This is a genomic window from Lacinutrix sp. WUR7 (genome assembly GCF_016864015.1).
GTDB lineage: Bacteria > Bacteroidota > Bacteroidia > Flavobacteriales > Flavobacteriaceae > Oceanihabitans.
This window is the reverse complement of the sequence record NZ_CP045067.1, coordinates 833,777-859,426: the sequence shown is the minus strand read 5'-3', so window position 1 is coordinate 859,426 and position 25,650 is coordinate 833,777. Positions and strand designations below refer to the sequence as shown.

Here is a 25,650-nt window from a genome sequence, read left to right as displayed (position 1 = left end):
GAATCCATTTTTTTATATTTTAGAGTAAAATAATAATTATGAAAGGACTTCCATTTCTCATCGTTTTACTTTTTTGTTTTTCCGCGAAAGCGCAAGACAAAGTTTTTCCAGAAGATTATTTCGGTATCTATAAAGGCGATTTAGAAATCACCAATGCTAGAGGTAAGCAAACTATTGGTATGGAATTCCATTTAATGGCAACAGATTCTGTAGACACCTATACCTATAAAATTGTATATATTGCTGAAGGAAAAAGAAATGATCGTAATTATACGTTAAAAGCAATAAATAAAGAAAAAGGTGCATTTGCTGTGGATGAAAATAACGGCATATTATTATCTGCAAAATATATAGACAATACCTTGTATAGTATTTATGAAGTTCAGAAAAACTTATTAATTACTACCGAGCGATTTTATGCCGATAAAATGATTTTTGAGATTGTATTTTCTGGTAAAAATCTGGAAGAAAAAAGTGGAGGCGTGCGTGAAGAGATTCCAGAAGTTATTAGTTACCCAGTAGCAGTAACACAAAAGGCAATACTTATCAAGCAATAAATTGACATTAAACTAAATTTTTCAGAATACATATATGTGGTTAAAACTAAAGAGGAATGATAAAATTGGACTGTTTTTCTTTGTAGCTTTTGTACTTAGCACCACATTAACATGGCTTTTTGAAGAACGTTTTAACCAACAGCAATGGCAAAGCGAACGTACTACACGATATAAGTTGGCAGAAGATATTATTAAAAGTAAAATGCTGATAGCGAAAACCAAAGAAGAGGTTATTCTGTTATTGGGCCCAGCATCCCCTTCCTCGCTTACAGGAAGCGATCATTTGGTATATACTTTAGGAAAACCACCAAGTTTTTTTGAAGCAAAAGAAGAAAAACTTGTTATTATTTTTAAGGAGAATCGAGTTATAGAAGTGGTACATTTTGAAGAGTAGTTTCTTTAAAAAGAACTTCCTCAATCTGACAAAATGGATCACAATTAAATTGGCTTACTTTTTGCTATATTTAAACTATTAACTTAAAACGAATAATATGATGTTAGGGAATATGGGTTATTACATTTTAATTGGTGTAATTGGCCTTATAAGTAGTTTAGTAAGTGGAAAACTAAAAAAGAAATTCGCATTCTATTCAAAAGTACATCTTCGTAATGGTATGACTGGAGCGGAGATTGCTAAAAAAATGTTAGCTGATCATGGTATTACAGATGTAGAAGTCATTTCTGTTAACGGACAATTAACAGATCACTACAATCCAGCAAATAAAACCGTTAATTTAAGCGAAGTTGTTTATGGTCATGCCAATGCCGCTGCAGCCGCTGTAGCAGCACATGAAGTTGGTCATGCTGTGCAACACGCAACTGCATATAGATATTTAACAATGCGTTCTAAATTAGTTCCGGTGGTGCAAATAACTTCCAAAATGTCTACCTATGTTATCTTTGGTGGTCTTGCTTTAATGGCAAGCCAAGCAATGGGAGTAATGGGAACCTATGTGGCAATTGCAGGATTAATAATGATGGGAGCAGCAACCTTATTTAGTTTTATTACGTTACCAGTAGAATATGATGCAAGTAACAGAGCATTAGCTTGGTTGAAAAATAAAAACATGTTGACGCAAGAAGAATATGCAGGATCTGAAGATGCACTTAAATGGGCAGCAAGAACCTATTTAGTTGCAGCAATTGGTGCATTAGCTTCTTTGTTATATTGGGCAGTTCAAATACTGGGAAGAAGAGATTAAAAAATATAAGAAGTACGAAAAAGAGACATTAGTTGATAATAATGTCTCTTTTTTTATTACTTTTCAAAACCAAACCTAACAAAAAAAAAATATGGAAAATCAAAATATAAATCCTTTTCAAGAGGAACAACCTAAAGTACTTGTAGCAGCATTAGAACAAGTAGACCGAGTTGCTTTTTATAAACAAACGTATGCACATGTTGCTGGTGGCGTTTTAGTATTTATTCTTTTTGAATATTTATTATTGCAAAGCGAGACTATTGTAAATTTTGCACTATCCATGACCGATGGTTTTAAATGGCTAATCATGCTAGGAGGTTTTATGTTTATTACTAATTATGCGGAAAAAATGGCTTTAAAGACGCCAGATAAAAACAAGCAATATTTAGCATATGCATTATATATTTTAGCCGAAGCATTTATCTTTGTGCCAATGATTTATATGGCAGCTTTTTATATGGATTCTGGTCCAGAAATATTACAACAAGCAGCAATAGTAACCTTATCCTTATTTAGTGGTTTAACCGCTGTCGTTTTTGTAACTAAAAAAGATTTTTCGTTTTTAAAAACGGGCTTAACAATTGGCTTTTTTATAGCTATAGGTTTAATTATAGCAGGAACACTTTTTGGGTTTAACCTAGGATTATGGTTTTCTGTAGGAATGTGTTTACTAGCAGGAGGTTCTATTTTATACCAAACTTCTAACCTTATCAATAAATATACAGTAGATCAATATATTCCAGCTTCGCTTGGTTTATTTGCATCTTTAATGCTATTGTTTTGGTATGTATTACAGATTTTTATGTCTAGAGATTAAGACTTGAAAATATTAATAAAAAGCTCCTCTTGTAGGAGCTTTTTATTTTAAAAGCTATTGTTATCTAGGGAAACAAGCTTGTTTTTTAATGCATAAATAACCAGTCCAGCAACATTTTTTGCTTCGGTTTTAAGCAATAAATTATTACGATGACCTTCTACAGTTCTCGGACTAATAAATAGTGTTTCGCCAATATCATTGGTGGTGTATTGTTTGCAAATAAGTTCTAGAACTTCTATTTCTCGTTTTGTAAAGTAATTAGTGTCAAATGTAGATTTTGTGTTTTTGTCTTTCGGATTTGTAATACTTTCATGAACGTATTGCATCACTTTTCCGTCGTAATAAAAACCTTTATCATAAACCTCTTCAATGGTTTTAATCATTAATGCTGGTGTGCTGTTTTTTGCTAAATAAGCAACAGCTCCAATAGAAATCATGTTTAATATAAAAGGTTTGCTAAAGTAACTAGTAAGTGCAATTACTTTTATGTCTGGAAATTCTTTGTGAATAATTTTAGTGACTTCCACGCCATTTAAATTAGGCATTTTAAGATCTGTTACTACAATTTCAGGTAGGGTTTTTGCTTCGCGTAATTGTTGTACTAAATCCTCTCCATCTTGAGCAGTAAAAAGAATATTGATATTTTCTTCATTACCTAAAATTGCTTTTAATCCTTGTAAGAATAAAAGTTCATCATCTGCTAATGCTATATTTATTTTATCCATGATATGTACATTGTATTATAAAAAGGCTACCATTATTTTTGGTGCTTTCCATTTTAAGAAACCCGTTTAAAATTTTAACACGGCTATTTATGTTTTGTAAACCAATGCCACTTTTTTTACTAATTTCTTTCACATTAAAACCAACACCGTTATCTTGATAGCGCATTTTAAACCCTGTTGGGTTTTGTTCCATATATATCGCTAATTCATTTGCTTTTCCATGTCTAATAGAATTATTCATTAGTTCTTGAATAATTCGAAATACATGCAATTGATTATTTCTAGATAATTTACTTAAATTTTCAATATTATGCTCTATTTCTAATGTTGTATTTGCCGAAAAATCATCGAATAATTCTTCTAAAGCAACCTTAAGTCCGAACTCATCTAAAATTGGAGGCATTAAATCATGCGCAATCTTTCTTGAACTCTCTAGGGTAGTAGCGGTTATTTCAAGGATTTGGTTTAATGAAGCTTTCTGTTTATCATTAATAGATTTATCTGTTAAAAGCACGTTGGTAGACAAGCTAATAATGTTGAGTTTAGAACTAATGGCATCATGTAAATCTTGTGCAATACGTTTGCGTTCTATTTCTTGAATAGCAATAGAGGTTTGTAATATTTTTTGTTGACTTTCAAGTTTTAATGCAGCTTTTTCAAGCTCTTTTTGCACTATTTTTTGTCTGGAATAATGAAAAAACAGAATTAATCCAGTAGTTATTAAAACCAAAAAGATGATTCCGTAAACCAATGCTTGAATAATTAATTTTTCGTTTTCCATAAGCTCTTTTTCCATTCTATTAAAATTAGTATTAAATAGCCTACATAAAATACTCTATTTAAAAACCATACATTAAATGCTAATGTATCATTGATTTTTGGAACATAATTACCAAGGAAAAATATAAGTGTACTTATAGATAAGTAAATTAATACTCCTGCATTTATATACATGTATTTACCAGGTTTGCTTAACGAGTTATATAAGTGAAAAATGGAATATATTACCAAAGGAAATGATGTGATTAATATTTCTAATAAATTAAATTGAGAAAATAAAGCAGTGTTTAAAGTGTATTGAATTATTAATACTAAAAACACTAAAATACTTATAGAATTTAAATATTTTTTCTGTTTTTTATTAAATAATTGACTGTAAAATAACGACAGAAAAATAAATTGAAAAATAAAATAGAAATGGGATAAGTATAAATTATTTAATTCAAAATTAAATTTTCGCTGAAATTGCACAATTAAATTACTACCTATTAAAACACAAAAAGTAAGTGTTAAATAGATAGCAAAATATTTAATAGCTTTGTTTTTGTAGCCTTTTAAATAACTATAAGTATATAATGTTGCATTTATAAAAAGTAATATTTTACCAAGTTGTTGAATTGCTTCATCAAATTCCTTCATTTCACTTTTTAAGGATTATATAATGGGCTGTTTGGATCACAAGTGGTTGGGCAAGGATCTGTAAAATCAAAAATACCGGTACCAATTAATTTATGAGGTGGCGGATTTTTAATGTCATATCCTTCTATAATATCTCTATGTATTATTTTATTAGTGCCATCTACTTCTTTAGTTGTTGCTACAAGTACTAGTTTTTCGGTTTCGGCACTTTGCATGTCGTCTGAAGCTGGTCTGTCAATTCCCATATAGGCTCTAATACCTGCAGAGTCTACAAGACTCGTGTTAATACAAGAGAGGTCTTTTAATATCTCCATTTCTATTAGGCAATCAATAAGATCACCAGCTGGTATTAAAAAGGCTTTGGCATGTTTTAGACCACCTTTCTTGTTCGTAGCACTGTTTTCGGATTGCCATTTTTTCACATAGATCTGTGCTTCTAAAACGGGTATGGATTTCGTTTTTATACTCATGATTTAAGATTTATTAATTAATAGACTTTAAAGCTACAAGATATTTTTATTAAAACATATAAAAATAAAAAATCAGGTATTTCTACTCGGTTCTTATATCAAGTAAAATCGCTTACGTCTAACTATCTAAAAATCAGTACTTTTGACTTGTTATTAACCAATTAAATAAATATATTATGGATCCATTTATTGCACAAATTATTTTGTTCGGAGGGACTTTTGCACCACGAGGATGGGCATATTGCGACGGGCAGTTATTACCTATTTCGCAGTACAACGCTTTATTTTCTTTATTAGGAACTACTTATGGAGGTGATGGTAGAACAACTTTTGCTTTACCCGACTTAAGAGGTAGAGTTCCTGTACACCCAGGGTCAGGTCCTGGACAGCCAACCATAAAGCTAGGGCAAAAAGGAGGGGAAGCAGCTGTAATTCTTAATGCTAACCAAATGCCTACACATAATCATACTGCTGTTACTAACGCTGTGAGTCCAATTCCTAGGGGTGGAGCTACAGTAACAAACCCAGCAAATGCTTACAATGCAGAAGGTGGGGTTTTTGCAACAGGAGCAAATGCACAAATGGCTGCAGATGCTACAGTTATTGGACAGTCTGGTGGTAATCTACCGCATAATAACATGCAGCCTTTTACAGCCTTAAGTTATATTATAGCATTACAAGGTGTCTTTCCAAGTAGAAACTAAAAAGATAAACAAACTAAATAAAAGGATACCGCCAAATTGTTTTTTGACGGTATCCTTATGGTATTAACATAAATATATTTATTATGAAAAAGAACTACAATTTAAAAAAAGCAATACTCAAAAGCATCCGTGTTTTTTGTGTCTTATTGCTATTTAGTTATTCTGCTATTGCTCAGAATATAAATTTCACAATTGATACGGCACAGGATGATGGCGTTAGTATTACAGAAACACTAATGGTAGGGTCTGATACGTATGTATTGTTAATTGATGTTCCTGGTTCAGGAGCTGAGACTTTATTTGAATTAAGTACTGGAGATTGGGCTTTTTATTATGGTAGTGGCGGGGCTAATGCAAATACATTTACTCTTACACTTACTAGGAATGGGATTCCTACAAACTTTAATTTAAATGGAATTGATTATGATACGGTAGAGACCGGATTTATATCCATTTTAAATCAAGATGATACCGAGATTTCAATAAATCAACAATATGTAGTAGGTTCTGGTGCAATTAATATAACGAATCCAGCTAATGCTGCAGATATTAGTGCTTTTAAGATTATTCAACCAGATTTTTCAGATAATACTGATTTTGCATTCCATAATATTAATGTGAGTATAGTAGAAGCTTGTGTTCCTCCAGCAGGAACAGCAAATTTTGTGAGTCAAGATTGTGGAGCAGGAACATTTATGGCTGATGTAAATATTACAGCTTTAGGAAGTGGAACACCATCTATTTTTGATGGTACAACTACTACAGCAGTTACTGCAACGGGTGTTTATAATTTTGGGCCTTACCCAACAGGAACACCAGTAAATTTCACTTTACAACACGGTAGTGATGCTTTTTGTAATGTCGATTTAGGAGCCGTGACAGATACATGTCCGCCACCTTGTTTACCACCAGCAGGAACAGTAATGTTGAATTCACAAGATTGTGTAGCAGGGACATTTTTGGTAGATGTAAATGTAACAGATTTAGGAAGTGGAGGAAGTCCAGTAATATATGATGGTACTACATCCTCTCCAGTTACGGCAACAGGTATTACAACACTTGGGCCTTATGCGGCTGGTACAATTATACCAATTACCTTACTACATGGTAGCGATAGTACATGTAATGTGGATTTAGGTATTGTAAAAGATACTTGCAATGAAATAATTTTTACTATTGATACCGCAGTAGATAATGGTACAAATATTACAGAAACTATTGTTGTTGGCGCAGATACGTTTGTGTTAACTGTAGATCATTCTGGTAGTGAGGCACTTCTTGGAGTAGTTGGTAATCCATCCGATTTATTCTTTTATCATAGTACGACGAATCCGCTTGACCCATTTGTTTTATCGGTAACAAGAAATGGTTTTCCAGCAAATTTTACTTTAAATGGAATAGATTATGACGCAGCGGGAACAGGAAGTATATACGTTCGAAACCAGGATGATCAAGTAATTTCCGCATATACATCGTATGATGCTGGGTCGTCTGGAGCTTTAAATTTTACTAATGTTTTAAACGGTGTAAATATTTCAAGTTTTAAAATTGGTACGAATAATACGGATGATTTAAATCTATTTGGATTCCATAATATTAGCATAGATATCGAAGAAGGTTGCGTGCCACCAGTAGGAACAGCAACTTTTGTAAGTCAAGATTGTGGAGCAGGAACGTTTCTTGCGCAAGTAAATGTAACCGATTTAGGAGGTGGTACACCATCTATTTTCGATGGTACAACTACTACGCCAGTTACAGCAATAGGTGATTACGATTTTGGACCATATCCAACAGGAACACCAGTCAATTTCACTTTACAACACGGAACGGATATTACCTGTAATGTCGATTTAGGAGCCGTGACAGATACTTGTCCGCCACCTTGTTCCCCTGCAGCGGGAACCGCGCAATTGGATACACCGTTTCAAGATTGTGATGCAGGTACTTTTTATGCAGTTATAAATATCACGGATTTAGGTAGTGGAGGAAGTCCTGTTTTATTTGATGGTACAAATTCTATCCCTATAACAGGTACAGGAACGTTTGGTGTTGGAACCTATCCAATAGGAACACCAGTAACCTTTACGTTGCAACACGGAGTAGATCCAACATGTGATGTGGTAATAGGTACCGTTTCTAATACCTGTGACGAGGTGATTTTCACTATAGATACAGCAGTAGATGATGATACGTTAAATATTATTACAGAAACAATAGTTAAAGATGGAGATACCTATGTATTAACTATTGCGCATTCTGGGGATGAAGATCTAGAAGAATTACCTGGTCTACCAGGAGATTTTGTGTTTTTTCATAGTTTTGGAGATCCGCTAAATCCACACGTTTTGTCCATAACTAGAAATGGATTTCCAACCAATTTCACTTTAAAAGGTATGGATTATGATGCTTTGAATCCGGGTACCATATTAGTTACCAATAACGATGATCTTGAAATATCTAGTCCTACATCTTATCCTTTAGGATCTGGAGCTATCGCCATTACCAGCGTGTTAAATGCAACAGATATTTCGAGTTTTAATATTTCGGCCCCTGTTAGTGGGGAATTAAATAGCTTTGGCTTTCATAATATTAAAGTAGATATTGTAGATACCTGTGCGGCAGGAGCTGCAACCGCAACTCTTGGCACTCAAGATTGCGCAAATAGTGGTTTTTATGTGGATGTAAATGTTACCGATGTAGGTAATGGTAGTCCGGTAATATTTGACGGAACTGCATCTACAACTGTTACGACAACTGGTACCTATGAACTGGGTCCTTATGCCTCAGGAACATCTATAAACTTTACCTTGCAACATGGAAATGATGTTGCCTGCGATGTGGATTTAGGAGCCGTAACCTTTACTTGTCCAGCACCTGCTAATGACTTGTGTACAGGAACTATTGCAGTGACATGCGGTGAAACGGTTACTGGTTCAACAGTTAGCGCAACAGATAGTGGAGGTAATCCTTCTAATGATGTGTATTACTCTTTCATGAGTGCTACTTTAACCGATGTAAACTTGTCATTGTGCGGTTCGGATTACGATACTGCTTTTCGAATTTTTGATGATTGTTTGCAAAGTAATCTTATTGCATTTAACGATGATTCCGAAGCATGTTCTGGGGATCAATCTGTACTTACTTTTACTGCGCAACCAAACATAACGTACTTTATTATGATAGAAGGTTATGATGATGATGATGGAGATTATGAAATGGTTGTGGATTGTATTACAAGTGTTCCATCACCAGGAAATGATTTATGTGCTAATCCAACATCTCTTAACTTAGGTGTTACGTTAACAGGTCAAACCACGGCAGGAGCAACAGATAGTACTGTTGGAGAAGATGATGATACAGAATGTGATTCATATACCTTTAAAGCAGATGTGTGGTACACTTTTCAAGGTCCAGCTTCTGGGCAAGCTACTATAGCAACAGTTATTACGGATACGTCTGATCAAGCCAATGTTGCTGTATATTCGTCTTTAGATTGTTCACAATTAGATGTTGATATTATAGCATGTTCTGCATACAATGGAGGGGAAACAGTAGCTTTAACAGGGCTAGTACCAAGTGCTACCTATTATGTTAGAGTTTGGAGTGATGGTGTTGCTGGACCTCCTGTTTCTCCGATAACTTCAGGAAGATTTGAAGGTGGTTTTAGTATTACTGTTACCGATTCTACTTTATCCATTCCAGGAATTGAAGACGAACAATTGTTTAGCTATTACCCGAATCCAGTAAAAGGATTGTTAAACATAACAGCTAAAAAAGAAATGTCTAAGATTGCAGTATTTAATATGCTTGGACAAACCGTTTTAACAGAAATACCAAATACAACAACAAGAAGTTTAGACATGTCTAACTTACAAACTGGTGCTTATTTTGTTAGCGTAACTATTGGTACTGTAACCAAGACGATACGTGTTATAAAAGAATAATTAATTCATAGTTCTTTTTAAATAAAAGCTCCTAAAGAAATTTAGGAGTTTTTTTTATATTTTAATTTGTCGGTCAATCTGTTGATCTAAAGAGATGAAGGTTTCTGTTCTAGAAACTCCAGAAATAGATTGAATGTCTTTATTTAAAACCTGCATAAGATGTTCATTGTCTTTACAAAGAATTTTAATAAAAATACTCCAATTTCCTGTGGTGTAATGGCATTCTAAAACCTCGGGGATTTTTTTAAGTTGTTTTACTGCTTCGGGATTACTCATAGCTTTATCTAGATACACACCAATATATGCCATGGTGGTATAGCCTAATACTTTTGGATTTATTACAAATTTGGATCCAGCAATTAAACCAGACTTTTCTAGTTTTCGCAGTCGTTGGTGTATGGCTGCTCCAGAAATACCAACACCTCTTGCTATTTCAAGAATTGGTGTTCTTGCGTCTTCCATTAAAGCTCGTAGTATTTTCTTGTCTATACCATCAATTTGAATGTTGTTATTTGTTGTTTTCACAGGATCTAGTTTCAGTTAAAAACATAAATGTACAGAATTGATTTGAAATTGAAATCGAATTTCGCGTTAAGGATGGAAATGGTATCCTTTTTTTGCTGCTATATATGGCAAAAAAAGATTTTAATGTACAGCCTGACGCTACTTAGCTTTGGAAAGCTAAGTAGGGAAACGCTATAAAAATTTTAAACGTGTAACGGGTTGTAGCCTAAGTAAGGCACTTCTTTTTCTTTAAAAATAATACCGTAATCTTCTAGTTCTTTTAAAATAGGAGTGTACACTTCTTTGGTAATTGGTATTTGTACCCCTGGCGTTGTGATCTTTTCGTTAAGGATTGCGAGTGTTGCAATTGCTACTGGTAATCCGACGGTTTTTGCCATTGCGGTATAGGTTTGGTCTTCACCAAGTGTTACCATGGTTGCGTCTATTTGGTATGTTTTTCCGTTTAGTGCATAGCCAAATTTATGATACATAACAATCATGTCCTTGTCTTCTGGGTCTAGTGTCCAGCTATCCATTAAAATTTTTTGTAAAATTTGTGCTGGCGTTGCTTTTTTAAGTTCCACCATTTTTGTTCTACTAAAAAGATCTAGTTCTAAGTATTTATCCCAAACTACATCATCTTGGTCTATTTTTAAGGCATGTCTAAATTTAAGCTCCACAGAATCTGTTGGGCTGTATGGTAAAAAGGCATTTACAAAATCGCGGTAGCTCATGTTTTCACTATCGTCTATGGTGTAACTATCGTCTGTCATACCAAGTTGTACAAAAACATTCCAAGCACGAGAAAATCCTACGCGACGCATGGTACCTCTATATAATGTTTTAATGCTGTCTAAGCCATAAACACTTTGGTATTTAAGGGAATCTCTGTTTGCATAGGCTTCAAACCTGCCGTATCCTTCTACTTCTAAAAATTCGGTACGTCTAAAGAGTCTGTTGTAAGGTATGTATTTATAGGTGCTTTCTTGTAAAAATTTCCCAGCGCCACCTTGTCCTGCTAGCACTACGTTTCTTGGGTTCCAAGTAAATTTGTAGTTCCATAGATTGTTATCACTTTCTGGAGCAACTAGTCCACCTGTAAAAGATTCGAATAAAATCATTTCACCACCTTTGCTTCTAATTTTATCAATGACTTGCATAGCACTCATGTGGTCTATTCCTGGATCGACGCCAATTTCATTCATAAAAATAAGCCCTTTGTCTTTTGCAGCTTTATCTAATGCTTGCATTTCTGGACTTATATAAGAAGCGGTTACCATATTCTTATTAAAAGTAATACAGTCTTTAGCAACTTCTATATGAAATCTTGCAGGTAGCATAGATACTACAATATCTGCGTTTTGTATGGCCTCTTGACGAGAGTGTTTATCAAAAACATCTAATAAAATAGCTTGGGCATTTTCATGATCGCCAATTAATTTTTTAGCGTGAGTAAAGTTTATATCGCCAACTATAATTAGTAAATCTTCGGTAATTGATTTTTCTAATAAATATTTAATAAGGTATGAGGATGATTTTCCAGAACCAATGACTAAAATCTTTCGCATAATGAGAATTGTTGAGTAATTTTGTGTTTACGAATGTAATAAATACTGTGGGTAAATTAAACGAAATACATAATTATATGAACAAAAAATTATTAATTTCCGGAGCTGTTTTGGGTATCTTAGGAATTATACTAGGTGCATTTGCAGCACATGGCTTAAAAGAATTAATTTCGGAAGCGTCTTTACAATCTTTTGAAACCGGTGTGCGTTACCAAATGTATCATGCTTTTTTTCTGCTAATATTGGGAAGTATAAATGGGGTACCAGAAAAATCGAAAAAGACTATTTATAAACTGACGTTAGTTGGTGTTTTGTTTTTTTCGGGATCTATTTATGGTTTGTCTACAAATGCATTGACACCTGTGAATTTTAATAAAATCGCATTAGTTACCCCTTTGGGAGGCCTTTTGTTAATTGGGTCTTGGGCGATATTGTTGATAAACTTTTTAAAACTAAAAGCGGATAATTAGGGTTTTAGATGGCTACTTTAAAATAAAGTTTTAATTTTGCATCTTAAACAACACAATTAAAATATGGTTAATCATACTCAAGTAACGAAAACGATTTCGTTAGAACAATATGGAATCAAAAATGCAAAAGTTAATTATCAACTTTCACCAGAACAACTTCAGAATATTACGGTTGAAAAAAAACAAGGAGTTATCGCTTCGTCTGGAGCACTTGCTGTTAATACAGGTGAGTTTACTGGTAGGTCACCAAAAGATAGGTTTATAGTTAAAGATGATGTCACTAAAGATAAAGTTTGGTGGGGAAATATAAATATTCCTTTTGATTCTGATAAGTTTGACAAGCTATACAATAAAGTAGTAGATTACTTATCTAACAAAGAAGTTTATGTAAGAGATAGTTATGCTTGCGCCGATAAAGATTACAAATTAAATATTAGAGTTATAACCGAGACTCCTTGGAGTAACATGTTTGCTTATAACATGTTTTTACGTCCTACCGAAGAAGAGTTAAAAGATTTTTCTCCAGAATGGACCATTGTTAATGCACCAGATTTTAAGGCAGATCCAGAAATAGATGGTACTCGTCAACATAACTTTGCTATTTTAGACTTTACAAGAAAAATTATATTAATTGGTGGAACTGGTTATACTGGTGAAATTAAAAAAGGAATTTTTTCTGCATTAAATTTTATTCTTCCTGTATATAAAAATACATTACCAATGCACTGTAGTGCAAATGTTGGTAAAGAAGGAGATACCTCTATTTTCTTTGGTCTTTCTGGAACAGGAAAAACTACCTTATCTACAGATCCAGATAGAAGTTTAATTGGGGATGATGAACATGGTTGGACTGCTGAAAACACTGTTTTTAATTTTGAAGGTGGTTGCTACGCTAAAGTAATTAACTTATCTCAAGAGCAAGAGCCTGAAATTTATGCTGCTATTAAAAAAGGAGCTATTTTAGAAAATGTAATAATGAATGATAAAGGTGAAGTAGATTTTGCAGATACTTCTATTACTCAGAATACTAGAGTGAGTTATCCAATTTATCATATTGAAAATATTAGAGTGCCTTCTATAGGTAAAAACCCTAAAAATATATTCTTTTTAACAGCAGATGCTTTTGGTGTTTTACCTCCAATCTCTAAGTTAACTCCTGGGCAAGCTGCATACCATTTTATATCTGGTTATACGGCTAAAGTTGCTGGAACAGAAGCTGGAATAGACGAGCCATTACCAAGTTTTTCTGCTTGTTTCGGAGCACCATTTATGCCTTTACACCCAACAAAATATGCCGAAATGCTAAGTCAGAAAATGAAAGACGCTGGAGTAAATGTTTGGTTGGTGAATACTGGTTGGACTGGTGGACCTTATGGCGTTGGTTCTAGGATGAAATTAAAATATACAAGAGCAATGATTACTGCTGCGATGGACGGAAGTTTAGAGGCTGCTAATAAAGGTAATTATCATATACATTCTGTGTTTGGATTAAACCAACCAAGAACCTGTCCTAATGTACCAACTGAGGTGTTAAGTCCGAGATCTACTTGGAATAATGATGAAGGGTATTACAAAACAGCATATAAATTGTCAGACTCTTTTAGAGCTAACTTTAAGCAGTTTGAAGCGGATGCAAATCAAGAAATTCTTGATGGTGCACCAAATGTACAGGAATAAATAGGTAAACTACGGTAATATTTGTTGAAAGGTCTTGTAAGTATTTTTTTATAACCTAACTTTATGATTATAAATTATAAAGCTATTAATTATGAAAAAAACACTACTTTTTATGGCTATTGTTGTAGCCATGCAATTACAAATTCAGGCACAGTCTACTGCTGTGCCGAATACCGATTTTGAACAGTTTCTAGTCGACTTTACCACTATTAATGGACCAGTAGATGGTTTTATATTAGATAGTGAGGCTGCTGCGGTTACTGGAATATTAAGTATTAGTAACACAGCGCCTTACAATGCGATTAATGATTTTACTGGTATTGAAGCATTAACTGGTATAACAGGTTTGGTTATAACGTATAATAGCGCAGTAACTAGTTTAGATGTTTCTGCTAATACCAATTTAACCATGCTTAATACAGAAGGTAGTTCTTCATTAAGTAGTATTGTAATTGGAGCAAGTAATACCACGTTAAGTGAATTTCGTATTCCTGGTTGTCCGGTAGGAAGCCTGGATTTATCTGGTAATACCGGTTTAACAGTGATAGATGTGAGATTAACTGGATTAAGTACTTTAGATTTATCTACTAATGGAGCATTGGTTTCATTGGCATGTAGTTTTAATAGTCTTACAGAACTGGATATGCGTAATGGTAACAATGCAAACGTAACTGCATTTGATGCGCGCTCTAACACTAGTCTAGTGAATATATTTGTGGATGATTGTACTGCTGGTTATTTAACAGCTTTACCTTGGCAAAAAGATGGGACTAGTTCTTTTGTAAATGATGCAACAGGTTGTCCTACACTATCTATTGCTAGTGAAACGGAGTTAGCTTTTGATGTCTATCCAAATCCTGCTAAAAATAGAATTTATGTTACTTCTAACTTACAAGAGTCACAAATTCAAGTTTATGATATCACAGGAAAGTTAGTGTTGAGCAAAGATTTATCATTTGGTAAAAACGCTGTAGATATTAGTGCAATGGCTCCAGGAGTTTATTTAGCAAGAATATTTGCAGGTGGGAAATCACAAACGAAGAAATTAATAATTCAGTAAAAGAATTAAATACTAACCAAAAAAAAATCGCAACATATTATATGTTGCGATTTTTTTTGGAATAGTCTGAGCCTATTTCCCTTTATTTATTTTGTTGATGTACTTTTCTAAAGCCATCGTCATAGAAGGTGTTTCTGGCGTTGGTGCCGAGATGTCTACACGAAGTCCGTGTGCTTCTACCGCTTTAATAGTGGTGTTACCAAAAACAGCTATTCTAGTTTCATTTTGTTTAAAATCTGGGAAATTCTTGAATAAAGAATCAATTCCAGAAGGGCTAAAAAATACTAAGATGTCATAAAATACATCTTCTAAATCAGATAAATCACTTATAACCGTTTTGTAAAAAACAGCCTGTTTCCAATTTACAGCTAAACCATCTAGTATTTCTGGAACTTCTGGTTTTAGTTTGTCTGTTGTTGGTAGTAAGAATTTTTCGTCTTTATATTTTTTTATAGTAGGTGACAACTCAGAAAAAGTTCGCTTACCAACATAAATTTTACGCTTTCTATATACTACATATTTTTGCAAGTAGTAAGCTACAGCTTCCGACTGGCAGAAATATTTCATGCTGTCTGGTACTTTAAATCGCATTTCATCTGCAACTCTAAAAAAATGGTCTACAGCATTTCTGCTTGTTAAAATAATTGCAGTATAATTGCTTAAATCTATTTTTTGAAGTCTTATTTCCTTTGCCGGAACACCTTCTACGTGAATAAAAGGCCTGAAGTCTATCTTCACTTTTTGCTTTTCTTGCAAATCAAAATAAGGCGAATTTTCTATTTTAGGTTCTGGTTGAGATACTAAAATGGTTTTGACTTTCATATAATAGCTAGCTTTTAAACCTTAACTGTAATCTATAAATAACTTATATAATACTAGATAAGGCGAAATTTCAAGAGTGCAAAGATACAAAATAAAATAAAACAAATTGGATTTTATTAAACTTTGATACGTCTTGTAAGATACTATGATACTTATGCAATTTATTAAAATAAAAACAATTACAATAATTTGTAAAATAATAGGGGAAGGTGCTACGCTAAATAATAATATAAAATTAATAGGAATTAATAATATGCCAAAAAAAATTTTATAGCTCATTTTTTGAAATACGTAAAAATCTAAAGTACTCTCTATGTTGAATAAGCTTCCTAGTAAGCGTTCTATAGATGTTTTTGCTAAAAGTAGTATTGCAATTCCTATAAATACTTTAATTAAGAATATGGAGATGTCTTCAATTTCACCTACAAAATTTTTGTATAAAAAAACACTAAAAATAGATGTGGAAATTAATAAGTTTATAAAAAGTAATGCATCAAAACCATCAATAAGTTTTAAGTCTCTAGAGTATACTTTTAAATATCTGAAATTGCCTAGTACATTAGTAAAATCATGAAAACGTTTTGTATACAACACTTTTGTAGTGGCAACTAAAACCAGACAAAGTAGTAGTAATACAGTAAAAATTTCATTAGATATAATTTCGCGAAGCATAATGTAAAATTATTATAAATAATCGTATTCTTCTTCCATTTTTTAAGGAAAATTTAAAAAAAAGTAATTTTTAAATAGCGTACATTTGCTAAAATTAATTGCTTTTTATGCAAGACGCTATTGTCATCATACCAACATACAACGAAATAGAAAATATTGAGGCTATTATTAGGGCGGTATTTTCTCTTGAAAAAGCATTTGATGTTTTAGTAGTAGATGATAATTCTCCAGATTTAACGGCACTAAAAGTTAAAGAACTACAAGAGCAATTTCCGGAACGTTTACATCTAGAAGTAAGAAAAGAAAAATCAGGATTAGGTACTGCATATATTCATGGTTTTAAATGGGGTTTGGCAAGAGATTATGATTATATTTTTGAAATGGATGCAGATTTTTCACATAACCCAAAAGATTTAATTCGCTTATACAACACCTGTCATGTGGATGGAGCAGATTTAGCAATTGGTTCTCGTTATGTAAAAGGTGTAAATGTGGTAAATTGGCCTATGAGTAGGGTTCTACTTTCTTATTTGGCTTCCAAATATGTGCGTTTTATTACACGAATGAAAATTCATGATACGACCGCAGGATTTATTTGCTATAAAAGAGAGGTTTTAGAATCATTTGATTTAAATAAAATAAAGTTTACAGGGTATGCGTTTCAAATAGAAATGAAATTTAAAGCATATTGTAAAAAGTTTAAAATAAAAGAAATACCAGTTATTTTTACGGATAGGGCAAAAGGCGAATCTAAATTAAGTTCGGGTATCATTTCTGAAGCCATTTTTGGCGTAATCTCGATGAAATTTAAAAGTCTATTTAAAAAGTAAAATTAAGTTCATGCAACACAAACAAACACTTATTAAGAACGCAAAAATTGTAAATGAGGGTAGTATCTTTGAGGGAGATATTCTTATTGAAGGCGAATATATTAAAGAGATAAGTGAATCTATAAGCGCAAAATCTTCAGATGTTCACATATTTGATGCCGAAGGTAACTATTTACTTCCAGGTGTTATAGATGATCAAGTACATTTTAGAGAACCAGGATTAACACAAAAGGCAAATATAGAAACAGAGTCTAAAGCGGCCATTGCTGGCGGAATTACTTCTTTTATCGAAATGCCAAACACCAATCCGCAAACAACAACCATAGAAAAGCTTAACGAAAAATTTGAGATAGCTTCCAAAACGTCTTCTGCTAATTATTCTTTTATGTTTGGTGGTACTAATGATAATTTAGATGAAATATTAAAAGTAGACCCGAAACAAGTTGCAGCATTAAAATTGTTTTTAGGTTCGTCTACAGGAAATATGTTGGTGGATAATCCGGAAGTTTTAGAAAAAATATTTTCTAGTACTAAATTACTTATTGCTGTGCACTGCGAAGACGAAGCAACGATTAAAAATAATCTTGCTAAGTATATGGAAGAATTTGGTGAAGACATACCAATAAAGCATCATCCAGATATTAGAAGTGAAGAGGCTTGCTATATATCTTCTTCTAAGGCTATTGAACTTGCTAAAAAAACAGGTGCTCGACTGCATGTTTTTCATCTCTCTACAGCAAAGGAAACGAGTTTGTTTACCAATAAAATTCCGTTAAAAGATAAAAAAATAACTGCTGAGGTTTGTGTACATCACTTGTGGTTTACAGACGAAGATTACGATGCAAAAGGAACCTTTATAAAATGGAACCCTGCAGTAAAATCCCAAAAGGATAAAGATGGTTTATGGAAAGCTTTGTTAGATGACAGAATAGACGTTATTGCAACAGACCATGCGCCACATACTTTAGAAGAAAAGACAAATGTATATACCAAAGCGCCTTCAGGAGGACCTCTTGTGCAGCATGCGCTTCCTGCGATGTTAGAAATGCATCATAGAGGCAAAATTACGCTCGAAAAACTAGTAGAAAAAATGTGTCATAATCCTGCTATATTATTTCAAGTGGAAAAACGTGGGTATATAAAAGAAGGCTATTTTGCAGATTTAGTATTAGTAGATTTAAATAATCCTTGGACCGTTAAAAAAGATAATATTTTATATAAATGTGGTTGGTCTCCTTTTGAAGGTACTACTTTTAAATCTAGAATTACACATACCTTTGTAAATGGAAGTTTAGCATATAAAAACTTTAAGTTTTATGATGTTAAAGCAGCTAAACAATTAACATTTAATAGATAATGAGAAATTTTTTATATGCAATCTGTGTATTGTTATTGGTGTCTTGTTATAGCCAGCACAAACCTAAGAAACCAAAGAATCTTCTTTCTAAGGAGCAGATGGTTGATATAATAATTGGTGTGTCTTTGTATAACTCTGCAAAGGGAGTTAATAAAAAGGTGTTGGAAAGAAATGGCGTTAAGCTACAAGAACATATTTATAAAAAGCATAAAATAGATAGTGCTCAGTTTGCTGATAGTAATTATTATTATACATATCATCCTGAAGTGTATGAAGAAATATATAATATAGTTAGAGATAGTTTGAAAAAGCTAAAAGAAAAACATACTGCAATCGACAAAGAGGAAAGTAAACTAAAGAGAAAAAAAGATTCTATTAAACGTGCAAAGTTAAAGTCAATGCCTTAGGTAGATATTTTGAAAAAATCATTAAAGGATTTCTTTCTTCTAAAAATAAATCACAATACTAGACTAATTTATTGCTCTTTTAAAAATAATGCAGTAACCATTTCTATACTCTTTTCCATTGGTATAAAATGAAAGTCTAAAGCTTTACTAATTTTTTGGTTGCTATAATCTATAACAGATAAAGCGGTAACGGCATTTTGTTTTGTTAAGCTTCTTGGTTTTCCAGTTAAAAAACTTTTTAACCAATCTGCTCGCCAAGCCATTTCAAGCATTAATGACGAAGCTCGTTTTTGTGGTGCTTTCACTTTTAAATATTTCGCGGCAATTTCTGTGAAAAGTTTAAAACTTAAATTTTTAGCTACAATAACAAAACGTTGGTTTATAATATTGCTTTGCATGAGTTGAAGCATAGATGCTACAACATCTCTTACATCTACATATCCAGTAGTTCCAGTAACGTAATACGGAAATTCACTATACACCTTCTTAAAGAGTAATCCGCTACCAGACTTCCAGCAACCAGCCCCTATAATAATTCCAGGATTTACAATTACAGCATCTAATCCTTCTTGGGTACCACGCCAAACTTCCATTTCTGCACCATATTTAGTGATGCTATACACGTTATTATCTGCTTCCGGATTCCAAAACGTTTCTTCGTCAATTAAACTATTATCTTCAGGATTTCCTAGAGTAGCAATAGAACTTACGTAACACAGTTTTTCAATAGTATTAGCAAGACATAAATTAACAATATTCGCAGTGCCTTCAATATTTGTTTTTCTAAGTTTATGATAATCTTTTGGGTCGAAAGAAATAAGCGCTGCGCAATGGTACACATGGGTGATGTCTTTAAAAACTTCCGTTAAAACAGGAATATCTAATATATCGGCTTTAATCCATTCAATCGTATTAAAAAGTGTAGAAACGTCCTCCGTAAAATAAGAAAACACTTTTTTTACCGTGTGTAGCTTTTCTTCATTTCTATAAATAGCGCGAACCTTTTGGTCATTTTTAACCAATTCATACAGTAAATGTGACCCTACTAAACCTGTTCCTCCTGTAACTAAAATCATAAAGCTAAAATACTAATTTTGTAATTAGCTTTCCTCTTTTCAAGGATAAACATATCTTTGCTAGACTTTAGAATAAAATACAAGAAATGAACTATAATATAGTAGAAGAATTAACGTGGAGAGGAATGGTACATGATATCATGCCCGGAACAGAAGAGCAATTAAATAAAGAAATGACAACGGCTTATATTGGTTTTGATCCAACATCAGATTCGTTGCATATTGGTAGTTTAGTTCCTATTATTTTATTAATGCATTTAGAAAAAGCAGGACACAAACCAATTGCATTAGTTGGTGGAGCAACAGGAATGATTGGTGATCCTTCAGGTAAAAGCGATGAGCGTAATTTACTAGACGAAGCTACCTTAAACCATAATGTTGCAGGAATTAAAAGTGTACTATCTCGTTTTCTTAACTTTTCTTCGGAAGAAAAAAACGCGCCAATTTTAGTGAATAACTACGATTGGATGAAAACCTTTAGCTTTATTGATTTTGCACGTGATGTTGGTAAACGAATTACCGTGAACTATATGATGGCAAAAGATTCTGTAAAGAAACGTTTGTCTGGTGAAGAAGGAAACGTTGGTATGTCTTTTACAGAGTTTACTTACCAATTAATTCAAGGATATGATTTTTACCACTTGTATAAACAATACAACTGTTTATTGCAAATGGGAGGAAGTGACCAATGGGGAAACATTACTACAGGTACAGAGTTAGTAAGACGTATGAATGTTGGCCAAGAAGCGAAAGCATACGCCATGACATGCCCTTTAATAACAAAAGCTGATGGTTCTAAATTTGGTAAAAGTGAAGGCGGAAACGTTTGGTTAGATACCGACAAGACTTCGGTATATAAGTTTTACCAGTTTTGGTTAAACACAAGCGATGAAGATGCAGAAAAGTATATTAAAATTTTTACCTTTTTAGATAAAGATACTATTGATGCTTTAGTTGTGGAGCATAAAGAAATGCCTCATGTGCGTTTATTACAAAAACGATTAGCAGAAGAGGTAACTACATTGGTACATTCTAAATCGGATTTTGAAAATGCTGAAAAAGCTTCTAATATTTTATTTAGTAAGTCTTTTAAGGAAGATATAAATACCTTGGATGAAAATACTTTTTTAGATGTTTTTGAAGGTGTACCTCTAGCTGAAGTTTCTAAACAAGAAATTGAAGAAGGCCTAGATATGATTGCTGCACTAGCTGCACAAACAAACTTTTTAGCATCGAATGGAGAAGCACGAAGAGCTTTAAAGGAAAACTCGGTTGCGGTTAACAAAGAAAAGGTTAAGGAAGATTATAAGATTACTAATGACGATTTAATTAATGGTACGTATGTAGTTATTAATAAAGGAAAACGTAATACCTATATTATAAAAGCGGTTTAAGTTTTTACAACTATTATTTTAAATGCTTCTTCTTTTTTACTAAAGGAAGAGGCATTTTTCTTTTAGATTAAAACTCGAAAGTTTGGATAAAAAGAAGCCTGACTATTTTCATAATCAGGCTTTAAAAACTAACCAATTTACTAAAAAACTAATTTTTCTTTTTCTTAGCACTTATATAGTCGGTATTCTTTTTAATTACTTACAGTATTATTGTTTTATTTTTTCCCAATTTTTGTCGGCCTTGGTTTTTAATTCGTTCGGCTTTTCTTCGTTCCACAGTTCTAAGGTGTTGGTTCCCCAAGAATTATAAAAAAGATATAATTTACCATCTCGAATTTCAAAAGTTTCTGGGTCTATAGATACTTTTTTAGATTTCACTGCTACCGCATAGGCGCAATACCCTCCATATTGAGGTGTATAATTTTCAGGGTTTTCAATAAAGATATTTCGGTTTTTTTCAGAAGAAAATAAATACGTTACACCATCGTATTGTGTGGTGTATTTTTTGTTTCCTTCTACAGCTTCGTTGTTAAAGTATGCAACAACATCATAACCTGCTACAGCAACGCCGTTTTTTGTGTTATAATCTATTTGTTGTGCTTGGATTGTTCCTGTTGCGATAAAAAATAAAAAGATAAGCGTTCTCATAAGTTGTTTTTTTATGAGTCGTTTTAATCGAATACTAATTACATAAGAGAATTATAATACCATGAGGTTGCAACCTCTAATATCGCTATTATCGAATCTTCCTAGTATTTCAAAAGTACCATCTTTGCTTACTTTTGCTAAATCTTGTGTTGCTATAAAAGAACAGGAATTTATATTTGCTAAATCGATAACGTTTAGCCCACCAGTTTTTCCTGGTGTTTGTATAGATAAAGGATCTTCGGTATCACGAGTAAGAACACGCATCCAATTTGGACATTTAAAAACACCATTTCCTATAGAGTATGCTTGGCTTAATAATTCGGTCATACCATATTCGCTATGAATGTTTTGAACACCAAAACCTTGTTTTAAAATGTCGTGTAATTCTTCGCGTATTAATTCTTTTCGTCTTCCTTTCATACCACCAGTTTCCATGATGATGGTGTTTTTTAATTGAAATGTATGACTTTCCACTAGATCTAATAGTGCAAAAGAAACACCAATAAGTAATACTTTTTCACCTTGGCTATCTAGCGTTTCTAATTTGCTTTTTAAGGCGGAAAGATTATCTAAATAAAAGCCACTTTCGGGTTTATTAGAATGGTTAATCAAATCATGAACCATATAGACTAAAGAAGAACCTTCGCGTTCTAAGTAGTTAGGAAGTAAGGCAAGAATAGTATAGTCTTCTATGTTGCCATAAAAGTGTTTAAAACCGCTTCGGAAGCTTTCCTCATAAATAGAAACATTAGTCACCTGATGTTTGCTAGTTACGCTTCCTGTGGTACCACTACTTGTAAATGTTTCTTCAATTTCTTCCGAAGTACTCAATATAGCATGTGTTTTAAAAAAAGAAATTGGTAAAAACGGAATATCTTCAACACGTTTTACATCGCTAGAATGAATGTATAATAAATCGCAAAAAGAACGATATACAGCATTGTTTTCAAACTGAAATTTAAAAACTTGTAGTGCTACCGTTTCAAAATCTGTCTGACTTTTAATGTTGAAAATGTCTTTTGTGTTTATCATGACTATTTTGTCCGTTCAAGTGATTTTTAGTTTTTGAAAAACTAAAAATTATATCGAGAACAAAAGTAGGTAAAATAAAAAAGCGTCACTCTATGAGCAACGCTTTTTATAATATGTAAAATGGAAATTATTTAATCACTAATTTTTTAGTAGTACTATTTCCGTTTTGAGATACTTTTAAAATGTAAATACCACTAGTTAAAGAAGCAACATTTAAAGTGTTATTGCTTATTTCTTGATTCATTATTTGTTTTCCTAATGTATCAAATATAGTGACATTAATCTTTTGGTTTGTTTTGCTAACGATGTTTACAAAACCATTATTAACAGGATTTGGGTATATAGAAATTTGGTTAATAGAAGTTTCTACAATAGATAGTGTTGAACAATCTGCAGCAGTTCTTGTTCCTAATACAGGACAATCTCCATAAGCAGCTAATGCTACATTCGATATTTCCCAATCTGAATATCCGTCAGCTCCATTATCCACATATTGCATACCAATATAAAAATCTGTACCAGTTGCTGCAGATAAGTCGATTGAAATAGCACCTTCATCAGATCCCGTTAAAATTTGCGCGTTTGTCCAAGTTGAATTAGATGGACAACCACCATAATCACTGGTGTAATTGATAGATAATGGCGTATCTGAAAAGTTTTCATAAGCATCAAATGCTAAAGATAATCCAGAAACGCTAGAAATATCTAGAGGTCCAAAAACTAACCATCCATCTACAGCTTCTTCACAACCATTACCACAGTAACCGTTTGCTGTATATGTTCCATTGCTTTCTTCCCATACTGTACTTGTTTCTGCGTTAAATATTTCAAATTTATCAGTACCATTACTGATGTCAAAACAAGTATTTAAAGTAGGATCACAGTGATTAGAAGGTACTGTTCCAGAAGTAGAAAGCAGTCCGCAATCTCCTCCGTTAAAACTTAGATCCCAAGTACCTCCTTCAGATAACCCCGTAATTGTAATGATACCGTTTTCTGTAGCTGCAGGATTGTCTCCTCCAATCATACCCGTAGAAGTAGTTGTTAGGCTTGTTATAGAAGCGTCTGATCCTGTGTATGGGATTTCAATGGTTACTGTATCATTATCATTACCAACCGTATTCGAATTACACGTATAGCTTGCAGTATTGATTGCAACGTTACAGTTGATGCTAAAGCCTGTCCAAGAAATATCATCAATAATTACTTGTTTACCTGTTGTATTTGTAATTTCAATGGTTATATCTCCAGCAATGTTTAAGTTTGTTAAAGAAAAAATATGTTCGTCATAATCATCAAAAGATGCAGATGTTCCTTGAGACGTTCCGTTAATGAATAATTCCACTTGTCTTGATCCTGAACCTGTAAATCCTTTATATAGTTTTACTGAAAAGTTTTGAATACCTCCAGAAATTGTGCTTGAAGTTATTTTACTATTGTCTGAAGATTGTCTTAGCATTAAAGCTGGTAAGTTTATACCAGATTCATTATCGTCTCCATTTGCATCTCTAGACTCTATGTATGTCCAAGTAATGTTACTATTTGTGTTTGTGAAAGAACCATCATTGTAACCTGAGTTAGCATTAGAATTAGAGAAATCTTCTAACCCTTGTCCAAAGCTAAGTGTTGCTATCATGAAGATAACGATAAAGTAAATTTTTTTCATTTTTATTTTTTATAAATGTTTGTATCGCGAAAATAGTAGAATTATTATTATAATACCTATTGCGAAATGATAAATTTTATGGCTGTTTTGAATGATAAATTTAACGAAACAATTAATTAATGAAAACTTAAAACAAGGCATAAAAAAAGGCACTACAATTAAAGTAGCGCCTTGTATATTATTAGGGTCGTAAGCTAAAACCTGATCTCCAGATCCAGAAAGATTAATACCAGAGATGACAAATGTACCGAAGTTAGCTGTTCCTGCAACTATTGTAATGGCAGGTGAAGTCCATGTGGCAGTTCCTTCATTTGATCTAAAACCTCCAGCGGCTTTTCATCCATTATCCGTGAATATAATTACAGTATTGGCAGGGATTTCAACAAAAGTTACAAACGAAAAGCTGTCTGTGCCGTCAGAATTATAGCCAGTGAAAGCTATGTCTCCAGTTTGTAGTTGTGCATTAGCCGTAAGGATACATGACAATGTAAATAATAATAAGTAGATTTTTTTCATAATAAATAATTGTTTTTTTTTGCCTTGTTAAGGCAATTATATTGCCATTTAAAGATTAATATTAAGCAATTTTAAAAATTATTTTGACAAAAATATTACAAAAAAAAAGACTG

26 protein-coding genes are annotated in these 25,650 nt (G+C 32.8%); 13 read left to right on the top strand and 13 right to left on the bottom strand.

The genetic code is table 11. The features are described 5' to 3' along the window. The first annotated feature begins 38 nt into the window (after positions 1-38). From FG167_RS03835 to FG167_RS03820, 4 genes are all read left to right on the top strand, one after another. Positions 39-557, top strand: a complete 519-nt coding sequence (locus tag FG167_RS03835) for a hypothetical protein (RefSeq protein ID WP_203460110.1) — start codon at positions 39-41, stop codon at positions 555-557. A gap of 34 nt (positions 558-591) precedes the next feature. Beyond that, positions 592-951: a hypothetical protein gene (locus FG167_RS03830; RefSeq protein ID WP_203460109.1), complete on the top strand. Its 360-nt coding sequence runs from the start codon at positions 592-594 to the stop codon at positions 949-951. 97 nt (positions 952-1,048) lie between these two features. Continuing rightward, the gene (locus FG167_RS03825; protein ID WP_370568401.1) at positions 1,049-1,759 is read left to right on the top strand and encodes a zinc metallopeptidase; all 711 of its coding nucleotides are present in this window, start codon (positions 1,049-1,051) and stop codon (positions 1,757-1,759) included. Positions 1,760-1,850: 91 nt separating this feature from the next. Continuing rightward, positions 1,851-2,576 carry a Bax inhibitor-1 family protein gene (locus FG167_RS03820; RefSeq protein WP_203460108.1) on the top strand — a complete coding sequence of 242 codons (726 nt, stop codon included), beginning with the start codon at positions 1,851-1,853 and terminating at the stop codon, positions 2,574-2,576. Between the two features lie 47 nt (positions 2,577-2,623). Here FG167_RS03820 and FG167_RS03815 read toward each other — a convergent pair whose 3' ends face one another. From FG167_RS03815 to FG167_RS03800, 4 genes are read right to left on the bottom strand one after another with little or no spacing between them, the layout of a single operon-like run. Continuing rightward, complete coding sequence (locus FG167_RS03815) at positions 2,624-3,301, bottom strand: response regulator (RefSeq protein ID WP_370568399.1); 678 nt, start codon at positions 3,299-3,301, stop codon at positions 2,624-2,626. After that, positions 3,294-4,082 carry a sensor histidine kinase gene (locus tag FG167_RS03810; RefSeq protein ID WP_203460107.1) on the bottom strand — a complete coding sequence of 263 codons (789 nt, stop codon included), beginning with the start codon at positions 4,080-4,082 and terminating at the stop codon, positions 3,294-3,296. Before FG167_RS03810 ends, FG167_RS03815 begins: the two co-directional genes overlap by 8 nt. Continuing rightward, complete coding sequence (locus FG167_RS03805; protein ID WP_203460106.1) at positions 4,064-4,720, bottom strand: hypothetical protein; 657 nt, start codon at positions 4,718-4,720, stop codon at positions 4,064-4,066. The genes FG167_RS03810 and FG167_RS03805 overlap by 19 nt, the downstream gene beginning before the upstream one ends. Before the next feature lie 8 nt (positions 4,721-4,728). Then, the gene (locus FG167_RS03800; protein ID WP_203460105.1) at positions 4,729-5,190 is read right to left on the bottom strand and encodes a hypothetical protein; all 462 of its coding nucleotides are present in this window, start codon (positions 5,188-5,190) and stop codon (positions 4,729-4,731) included. A 176-nt stretch (positions 5,191-5,366) separates the two neighbouring features. Between FG167_RS03800 and FG167_RS03795 the strand changes: the two genes are divergently transcribed. Both FG167_RS03795 and FG167_RS03790 read left to right on the top strand, forming a co-directional pair. Then, positions 5,367-5,894 carry a phage tail protein gene (locus tag FG167_RS03795; RefSeq protein ID WP_203460104.1) on the top strand — a complete coding sequence of 176 codons (528 nt, stop codon included), beginning with the start codon at positions 5,367-5,369 and terminating at the stop codon, positions 5,892-5,894. Between the two features lie 83 nt (positions 5,895-5,977). Beyond that, positions 5,978-9,838 carry a T9SS type A sorting domain-containing protein gene (locus FG167_RS03790; RefSeq protein WP_203460103.1) on the top strand — a complete coding sequence of 1,287 codons (3,861 nt, stop codon included), beginning with the start codon at positions 5,978-5,980 and terminating at the stop codon, positions 9,836-9,838. A 54-nt stretch (positions 9,839-9,892) separates the two neighbouring features. Here FG167_RS03790 and FG167_RS03785 read toward each other — a convergent pair whose 3' ends face one another. Continuing rightward, positions 9,893-10,363 (bottom strand): Lrp/AsnC ligand binding domain-containing protein, encoded by a 471-nt coding sequence (locus FG167_RS03785; RefSeq protein ID WP_055442709.1) that lies wholly within the window; start codon positions 10,361-10,363, stop codon positions 9,893-9,895. A 182-nt stretch (positions 10,364-10,545) separates the two neighbouring features. Further along, on the bottom strand, positions 10,546-11,910 hold the full coding sequence (locus FG167_RS03780; RefSeq protein ID WP_203460102.1) for a saccharopine dehydrogenase family protein: 1,365 nt from the start codon (positions 11,908-11,910) through the stop codon (positions 10,546-10,548). 77 nt (positions 11,911-11,987) lie between these two features. Between FG167_RS03780 and FG167_RS03775 the strand changes: the two genes are divergently transcribed. From FG167_RS03775 to FG167_RS03765, 3 genes are all read left to right on the top strand, one after another. Further along, positions 11,988-12,380 (top strand): DUF423 domain-containing protein, encoded by a 393-nt coding sequence (locus FG167_RS03775; RefSeq protein ID WP_203460101.1) that lies wholly within the window; start codon positions 11,988-11,990, stop codon positions 12,378-12,380. A 63-nt stretch (positions 12,381-12,443) separates the two neighbouring features. Beyond that, on the top strand, positions 12,444-14,057 hold the full coding sequence (gene pckA / locus FG167_RS03770) for a phosphoenolpyruvate carboxykinase (ATP) (RefSeq protein WP_203460100.1): 1,614 nt from the start codon (positions 12,444-12,446) through the stop codon (positions 14,055-14,057). A 91-nt stretch (positions 14,058-14,148) separates the two neighbouring features. Continuing rightward, positions 14,149-15,117 carry a T9SS type A sorting domain-containing protein gene (locus FG167_RS03765; RefSeq protein ID WP_203460099.1) on the top strand — a complete coding sequence of 323 codons (969 nt, stop codon included), beginning with the start codon at positions 14,149-14,151 and terminating at the stop codon, positions 15,115-15,117. Positions 15,118-15,189: 72 nt separating this feature from the next. Here FG167_RS03765 and FG167_RS03760 read toward each other — a convergent pair whose 3' ends face one another. Beyond that, positions 15,190-15,939, bottom strand: coding sequence for a uroporphyrinogen-III synthase (locus FG167_RS03760; protein WP_203460098.1), 750 nt, complete (start codon positions 15,937-15,939; stop codon positions 15,190-15,192). A gap of 21 nt (positions 15,940-15,960) precedes the next feature. Then, positions 15,961-16,611, bottom strand: a complete 651-nt coding sequence (locus FG167_RS03755) for a DUF4271 domain-containing protein (protein WP_203460097.1) — start codon at positions 16,609-16,611, stop codon at positions 15,961-15,963. Between the two features lie 107 nt (positions 16,612-16,718). Between FG167_RS03755 and FG167_RS03750 the strand changes: the two genes are divergently transcribed. The 3 genes from FG167_RS03750 to FG167_RS03740 are packed head-to-tail and all read left to right on the top strand — an operon-like array spanning position 16,719 to position 19,205. Beyond that, positions 16,719-17,441 carry a polyprenol monophosphomannose synthase gene (locus FG167_RS03750; RefSeq protein WP_203460096.1) on the top strand — a complete coding sequence of 241 codons (723 nt, stop codon included), beginning with the start codon at positions 16,719-16,721 and terminating at the stop codon, positions 17,439-17,441. 10 nt (positions 17,442-17,451) lie between these two features. Then, positions 17,452-18,798 carry a dihydroorotase gene (locus FG167_RS03745; RefSeq protein ID WP_203460095.1) on the top strand — a complete coding sequence of 449 codons (1,347 nt, stop codon included), beginning with the start codon at positions 17,452-17,454 and terminating at the stop codon, positions 18,796-18,798. Next, positions 18,798-19,205: a DUF4296 domain-containing protein gene (locus FG167_RS03740; RefSeq protein WP_203460094.1), complete on the top strand. Its 408-nt coding sequence runs from the start codon at positions 18,798-18,800 to the stop codon at positions 19,203-19,205. The genes FG167_RS03745 and FG167_RS03740 overlap by 1 nt, the downstream gene beginning before the upstream one ends. A gap of 68 nt (positions 19,206-19,273) precedes the next feature. Here the strand turns inward: FG167_RS03740 and FG167_RS03735 are convergent, their stop codons facing one another. Next, a complete protein-coding gene (locus FG167_RS03735) occupies positions 19,274-20,281 on the bottom strand; it encodes an NAD-dependent epimerase/dehydratase family protein (RefSeq protein WP_203460093.1) in 1,008 nt (335 codons plus the stop codon). A gap of 86 nt (positions 20,282-20,367) precedes the next feature. On the opposite strand from FG167_RS03735, the gene tyrS reads away from it, so the two are divergent. Continuing rightward, entirely contained in the window at positions 20,368-21,675 is a 1,308-nt protein-coding gene (gene tyrS, locus FG167_RS03730) for a tyrosine--tRNA ligase (RefSeq protein WP_203460092.1), read from the top strand. A 207-nt stretch (positions 21,676-21,882) separates the two neighbouring features. Here the strand turns inward: tyrS and FG167_RS03725 are convergent, their stop codons facing one another. The 4 genes from FG167_RS03725 to FG167_RS03710 form a co-directional block, all read right to left on the bottom strand. After that, positions 21,883-22,323 carry a YHS domain-containing (seleno)protein gene (locus tag FG167_RS03725; RefSeq protein ID WP_203460091.1) on the bottom strand — a complete coding sequence of 147 codons (441 nt, stop codon included), beginning with the start codon at positions 22,321-22,323 and terminating at the stop codon, positions 21,883-21,885. Between the two features lie 51 nt (positions 22,324-22,374). Further along, complete coding sequence (locus FG167_RS03720) at positions 22,375-23,355, bottom strand: acyl transferase (protein ID WP_203460090.1); 981 nt, start codon at positions 23,353-23,355, stop codon at positions 22,375-22,377. Positions 23,356-23,482: 127 nt separating this feature from the next. Continuing rightward, entirely contained in the window at positions 23,483-25,021 is a 1,539-nt protein-coding gene (locus tag FG167_RS03715) for a T9SS type A sorting domain-containing protein (protein WP_203460089.1), read from the bottom strand. Positions 25,022-25,357: 336 nt separating this feature from the next. Continuing rightward, entirely contained in the window at positions 25,358-25,537 is a 180-nt protein-coding gene (locus tag FG167_RS03710) for a hypothetical protein (protein ID WP_203460088.1), read from the bottom strand. Between the last annotated feature and the right edge of the window lie 113 nt (positions 25,538-25,650).